The organism is Symbiopectobacterium sp. (genome assembly GCF_051710365.1).
In the GTDB taxonomy this organism is placed as follows: Bacteria; Pseudomonadota; Gammaproteobacteria; order Enterobacterales; family Enterobacteriaceae; genus Symbiopectobacterium.
Genome location: NZ_JBPETA010000233.1, coordinates 1 through 4262, shown reverse-complemented (window position 1 = coordinate 4262; position 4262 = coordinate 1). Strand labels below are relative to the sequence as shown.

The window sequence follows — 4262 nt, the reverse complement described above, 5'->3', positions numbered from 1 at the left end:
CCAATGGCAACATTACTTGATGGTAAACGGGTCTGGGCAGAAAAAAATCTGAACCAGATTTAATCTGACAGACACCTGTATAAATAACCGGTAACTGTCAGATCAGGTCTGAGCTAGTACACATCATCGTTACCCACGGCGGTCTGGATGCCGAACAGGCCGATGAATTTTTAAGCGAACTGCGCCTTGTGCGCCGTTATCAGCGCGATGTGTACTAGCGAGATCTTTATCAATGAGCGAAAAATTACCAATCGATGAACGTTATCCCGGCCCGTTAGTGGTAGAAGGGAAACTCGCTGATGCGGAGCGCCTGAAGCGGGAAAGCAACTACCTGCGCGGTACCATTTCTGAAGATTTGCAGGAAGGGCTGACGGGCGGTTTTAACGGCGACAACTTTTTGCTGATCCGTTTTCACGGCATGTATCAGCAGGATGACCGCGATATTCGCGCTGAGCGTGCCGAGCAAAAGCTGGAGCCGCGTCATGCCATGATGCTGCGCTGCCGTTTGCCCGGTGGAGTGATGACGCCGGAACAGTGGTTGGGGATTGATAAATTTGCCGCCGAGAGCACGCTCTATGGCAGCATTCGTATCACCAACCTCCAAACCTTTCAGTTTCACGGTATTCTGAAGCCGAACGTGAAACCGGCGCACCAGTTGCTGAACCATCTGGAGCTGGATGCGTTGGCGACTGCCAACGATGTGAACCGTAACGTGCTTTGTACTTCTAACCCGGTGGAATCCGAGCTGCATCAGCAGGCCTATGACTGGGCGGAGAAGATCTCCGAGCACCTGTTGCCACGTACCCGTGCCTACGCCGAGATCTGGCTGGATCAAGAGAAAGTCGCCACCACCGATGAAGAACCGATCCTCGGCGCGACCTATCTGCCGCGCAAGTTCAAAACCACGGTAGTGATCCCGCCGCAAAACGATGTCGATCTGCACGCCAACGACCTTAATTTTATTGCTATTGCCTATAATGGCCGTCTGGTAGGTGGCGGCCTTTCTATCGCCCACGGCGATAAGGCAACCTATCCGCGCACTGCCAGTGAGCTGGGTTATATTCCGATTGAGCATACGCTGGCCGCGGCCGAAGCGGTGGTGACCACGCAACGTGATTGGGGTAACCGCACCAACCGCAAAAATGCCAAAACCAAATATACGCTGGAGCGTGTCGGCGTTGACACCTTCAAACGCGAAGTGGAAAAGCGCGCAGGCGTGACCTTTGAATCGGTGCGCCCGTATGAATTTACTGGCCGTGGCGATCGCATTGGCTGGGTGAAAGGCATCGATAGCAAATGGCACCTGACGCTGTTTATCGAAAATGGCCGTATTCTCGATTATCCAGGGCGTCCGTTGAAAACCGGGTTGGCTGAAATCGCCAAAATCCATAAAGGGGATTTCCGCCTGACGGCGAACCAAAACCTGATTGTGGCGGGCGTGAGTACGCGCAATAAAGCGAAGATTGAAGCGCTGGCGCGCGAGCACGATTTGATTGACGATAGCGTCAGCGAGCAGCGTAAAAACTCGATGGCCTGCGTATCCTTCCCAACCTGTCCGCTGGCGATGGCGGAAGCCGAGCGTTTTCTTCCGGAATTTGTCACCGAGGTGGAAGGAATTATGCAGCGCCACGGCGTGGGCGACGAGCATATCGTACTGCGGGTAACCGGCTGTCCGAACGGCTGTGGCAGCGCCATGCTGGCGGAAATTGGTCTGGTGGGGAAAGCCGTTGGGCGCTACAACCTGCATCTGGGCGGTAACCGCGAAGGCACGCGCATTCCGCGTATGTACCGCGAAAATATCACGCAGGCGGATATCCTGAGCGAACTGGATGGTCTGATTGGCCGCTGGGCTCTGGAGCGCCAGCAGAGAGAAGGGTTCGGTGACTTTGCGATTCGTAGCGGCATTATCAAGCCGGTGCTCGATCCGGCGCGCGATTTTTACGATTAACCGGGAGGCATGATGTCGGTATTCTCTCTTGAAGCGCTCAATGCGCTACCCAAACCGGAGCAGGCGCAAGCGCTGGCAGAAACCAACGCCCAGTTGGAAACGCTCTCCGCCGAGGCGCGCGTAGCCTGGGCGCTGGAGCACTTGCCGGGAGAGTATGTGCTCTCCTCCAGCTTCGGCATTCAGGCGGCGGTGAGTCTGCATCTGGTCACGCAACTGCGCCCTGATATTCCGGTGATCCTCACCGATACCGGCTACCTGTTCCCGGAAACCTACCAGTTTATCGATACGCTGACCGAGCAGTTGAAACTCAATCTGAAGGTGTATCGCGCCGAGCACTCCCCGGCCTGGCAGGAAGCGCGCTATGGCAAGCTGTGGGAACAGGGCGTTGAAGGCATTGAGCAGTACAACCAGCTAAACAAAGTGGAACCGATGAATCGCGGGCTGAGTGAGCTACAAGCACAAACCTGGTTTGCCGGGTTGCGGCGCGAGCAGTCGGGCAGCCGTGGACATCTGCCGGTGCTGGCTATCCAACGTGGCGTCTTCAAGGTGTTGCCGATTATCAATTGGGATAACAAGCAAGTGTATCAATACCTCAAGCAGCACGGTTTGTCCTACCATCCGCTGTGGGATCAGGGATACCTGTCCGTAGGGGATACGCATACCACGCGTAAATGGGAACCGGGAATGAGCGAAGAGGAAACGCGCTTCTTCGGTTTAAAACGGGAGTGTGGGTTGCACGAGGGGTGAGTGACATCGTGCTGTGCACAAAAAAGGCCGTTGGTTAACGGCCTTTTTTGTGCACAGCGCTGGCTCAGGAATCAGTAGTCCAGAACCGCCCACCAGAACACGCGGCCAATAATATCGACGTCGCTGAGGGATTTCTCTTCCACGGGATGTTCAGCACTGTTGTAACTGCGGATGCTTACCGTGTTCGGCCCAACCTGATACAGCAACTTGATGCGGTTCCAACCGTTTTGGCTGATGGCGTAGATCTTGCCATCAATAATGCGCTTATCGTTGGTGTTGACGGCGACGGTTGTGCCATCGGGAATAAATGGTTCCATGCTGTCGCCCTTGGCCGGGAAACAGAGTACGCCAGAGCCATCCGAATTTGCACCGACGCGGCGTAGGGTCGATTTGGAAAACCGCAGCTTAAACCCGTTATGATCTTCATTCATGATGCGCCCAGTCCCGCAGGCGAATTCAATATCTTTCAGAAACGGCACTTCCACTTCATCATCCCGCAAGGGGGTGTGGCTGTCCCACACGTCAACCGTTCCCCACTGGGATTCCGGGGGAATGTTGGAGCGCGAGTCGTAAGGCGTTACCGCAGGTGCACGCATGGGTTCATCACCATTTGCCAGCCATTCAGGACGGACTCCCAGCGCATCGGCGATATCAATGATACGCGATGTTCCTTTCGCCTGACCGGAGGTCAAGCGCCAGATTGTCGGCTGAGCCATGTTAACGGCGCGTGCCAATTGCCCCTGAGTCATTCCCGTCAGCGACATCGCATAGTTGAGCCGTTCTGCCAAAGTGTTCATCGTTTTCATGCCAGTAACTTTATAGCATTCGCTATTGCTTTTCAAGTGAAATGGCAATACCTTTTGCTATTAATGATAGAAAAAGGTATTATCACACTAACAAAACGCGGCTACGCGTGAGTAACGGACGTTAGTTCTTAATTAAATCAATAGCTTTTCGGTGGCAGTCTATGACTGCTGCTCTTTTGTTACTCCAGGGGACGGTGCGGCAAGATCCCAATGGTCTTGTCAGATAACGGTATAGAAACAACAAAGGTGGCGAGATGATTCGTGATATCCAAAAGGTGCTTGAGCGCTATGGCGCATGGGCCTCTCATACCGAACACGAGCTGTATTACTCATCGGTGGCGGCGGGCTTCCGCGGGTTGCTGCCCTCCAGCCAGCGCTCGCGCCCATCGTGTTGCGATGACGATGGGTTGATTGTCAATGGGGGCGATGGCGTGTCTGAAAAAACGCGACCCGTATCTGCATGTGCTATTGGAGTGGCACTATGTGCTTGGCCTGCCGGTGAGGGCGATTGGTACCAAACTGGGCATTTCACATACGCTGGTATTAAAGCAGCTACAAATGGCAGAAGGATTTATCGATGGCTGCCTGAGCATGATGGATATCAAACTGGATATCGATCTTGAATGCCAAAAAGCCGTCATTCCGCACCTACTTTAAGAATAAATTCGACGGTATCGCTCGCCGAGAACATCAACGAGGCTTTGTTGAATAAATAGAAAGTTTGGGTAATCATCGGAACAGATCACCATAGTTGTTTCAAA

The 4262-nt window shown here is 53.8% G+C and carries 3 protein-coding genes and 1 pseudogene; 3 read left to right on the top strand and 1 reads right to left on the bottom strand.

Going from position 1 to position 4262, the window contains the following annotated elements:
* Positions 1 to 250 precede the first annotated feature (250 nt).
* Both cysI and cysH read left to right on the top strand, forming a co-directional pair.
* Complete coding sequence (gene cysI / locus ACTBDZ_RS15595; RefSeq protein WP_438815989.1) at positions 251 to 1948, top strand: assimilatory sulfite reductase (NADPH) hemoprotein subunit; 1698 nt, start codon at positions 251 to 253, stop codon at positions 1946 to 1948.
* 12 nt (positions 1949 to 1960) lie between these two features.
* Entirely contained in the window at positions 1961 to 2695 is a 735-nt protein-coding gene (cysH, locus tag ACTBDZ_RS15590) for a phosphoadenosine phosphosulfate reductase (protein WP_438815988.1), read from the top strand.
* Positions 2696 to 2766: 71 nt separating this feature from the next.
* On the opposite strand, the gene ACTBDZ_RS15585 is transcribed toward cysH, so the two are convergent.
* Positions 2767 to 3501, bottom strand: a complete 735-nt coding sequence (locus ACTBDZ_RS15585) for an XRE family transcriptional regulator (protein ID WP_438815987.1) — start codon at positions 3499 to 3501, stop codon at positions 2767 to 2769.
* 257 nt (positions 3502 to 3758) lie between these two features.
* Here ACTBDZ_RS15585 and ACTBDZ_RS15580 point away from each other — a divergent pair.
* Positions 3759 to 4158 (top strand): annotated as a pseudogene (locus ACTBDZ_RS15580) (antiterminator Q family protein).
* The last annotated feature ends 104 nt before the right edge of the window (positions 4159 to 4262 follow it).

Bases quoted from the DNA above. Each gene is read 5' to 3' on its own strand.
- cysH (WP_438815988.1), top strand. From the start codon at position 1,961: ATGTCGGTATTCTCTCTTGAAGCGCTCAATGCGCTACCCAAACCGGAG.
- ACTBDZ_RS15585 (WP_438815987.1), bottom strand. From the start codon at position 3,501: ATGAAAACGATGAACACTTTGGCAGAACGGCTCAACTATGCGATGTCG.